Source organism: [Clostridium] aminophilum (assembly GCF_900101295.1).
GTDB lineage: Bacteria > Bacillota > Clostridia > Lachnospirales > Lachnospiraceae > Clostridium_R > Clostridium_R aminophilum_A.
Genome location: NZ_FOIL01000105.1, coordinates 1 through 1,907, shown reverse-complemented (window position 1 = coordinate 1,907; position 1,907 = coordinate 1). Strand labels below are relative to the sequence as shown.

Genomic DNA, 1,907 nt, shown 5'->3' with positions numbered 1-1,907 from the left:
CTTCCAGATGCTGACAGGTCACACAAGTGTGACTGTCAGGAATAGATTGTTGGATGCGACATTTACTTCTTGACAAAGGTCACTTCATAACAGTGGAAGGTCACATTGGAAGTCTGGTTTTTGATGCTGAGAAGATCATTCCACTGTGGATTAATCCGGTTCCGATCATTCACTTATTTGATGTGTATGATGGCTGGCAGATAAACATCATAGGAAATATTGCGATGTTTATTCCGGTAGGATTGGCATGGCCATTCTGCTTCAAAAAACTTGATACAATCGGAAAGACTGTGTTTGCCGGTGCAGGATTTCCGCTGTTTATTGAGATCACACAGCTGGCATTTTATGAAAGAAGCTCAGATGTTGATGATTTAATCCTGAATACTGCAGGTATCTTTATTGGAGCAAGTATTTATTTCGGTATAAAGCGACGGAAAGTATGACAGTGACTGCCGATGGGACGTTTCAGTCTTTCGGCGGTTTTTTGCGGTAAATCCGTCAAGCGTGCTGATCACACTTTTATTTTTGTCTATCTTGTATGAAAAGATTAAAATGATTATAATAAAATACAGCATTATTACAAGAGCGTCAATCGTCTGAGCGATGTATGAAAAATACATGCAGAGACGAAAGGGGGGACAGGTATGCCGCAGATCACCATACGAAAGCCTACAGGGCATAGCTGCGCTCTTTTTTATGTTTTGAACGAAAAGGTGCTGGCGCATTAGTCTGTTTTCGACTGGTGCGCAGCACCTTTTGTGGTTTTTTCTCTTTGTGAAATACGAAATGAAGGGGAGTTCCGGCGGTAAAGGAACGGATGCTTGGCGGAGATGAATGGATTGTGTTTCCAAAAAACAAACAACATGAGGAATGATAAGTTTGAAAGTAAACTTTCAAACTTTGATTGACGGCTCAAATAGACAAGCAAGCTTGTCTGCTTGAGCCTGGAGGCCAAAATATGGACGGGAAGAAAGAATTTCGCGAGATCAAAATTGACGGCTGCAGAAAGATCGGGGAAGGTTCGCACGGCGTGGTATATCAGACCGCTCCGGATATGCTGGTGAAGGTATACCGGGAAGGCGTGACCCTCGATACGATCCACAAGGAACAGGCTCTGTCCCGTTGGGCATTTGTGAAAGGTGTTCCGACGGCGATTCCCTTTGATGTTGTACGGGTAGGAGAACAGTACGGAACGGTGTTCGAACTGTTAAATGCAACATCGGCGTCGGAATATATCGCGGAGTCACCGGATCATCTGGAATGGTTTATAGAACAGTCTGTCCGTCTGATGAAGCAGGTGCATGGGATCGAAGTGGAACCGGGAGAACTTCCGGATATGAAACAGCAGACGTATGCCTGGCTGGAAAAGATAAGACCGCAGTTTTCCGCCGCACATTATGAAACGATCCGGCGGATCCTGGATTCGGTTCCGGACCGACATACGCTACTGCATGCGGATTTCCATTTGAAGAATATTATGATCTGCGGGGACGAGCTCATGCTGATTGACATGGAAACTCTGTGTACCGGCGATCCGGTCTTTGAGCTTGCGACGGTCTATAATTCCTACCGGGAATTCCCGTCCATCGATCCGGCTGCGGCACAGTTTCTGGGAATCGACGTGGAGACCGCGGCGCGGATCTGTGACAGGACGTTTGAATTATATACAGCATCTTCCTCCGTGCCGGAAGTGATGAACACCGCACGCCTTCTGGGCGGCATCCGAATCATCGATTTTATGGGCCGCCACGCCGAGCATCCGGCAAGCAGCCATGTCATCGAATGCTGTCTGCGGGATATGAAGATGCTGCTGGAGCAAATGAAGGGATAAGTAATCGAAGAGGCCTGTCATAAAAGATCAGGAGGAAGACAAAGGTGCTGTCGCATTAGTTGATTTTTCAACTGGT

2 protein-coding genes are annotated in these 1,907 nt (G+C 46.6%); both read left to right on the top strand.

What is annotated here, in order from left to right:
* Positions 1–53 precede the first annotated feature (53 nt).
* Positions 54–443 (top strand): VanZ family protein, encoded by a 390-nt coding sequence (locus tag BMW41_RS14035; protein ID WP_083379041.1) that lies wholly within the window; start codon positions 54–56, stop codon positions 441–443.
* Positions 444–958: 515 nt separating this feature from the next.
* Positions 959–1,831 (top strand): aminoglycoside phosphotransferase family protein, encoded by an 873-nt coding sequence (locus tag BMW41_RS14030; protein ID WP_074650839.1) that lies wholly within the window; start codon positions 959–961, stop codon positions 1,829–1,831.
* The last annotated feature ends 76 nt before the right edge of the window (positions 1,832–1,907 follow it).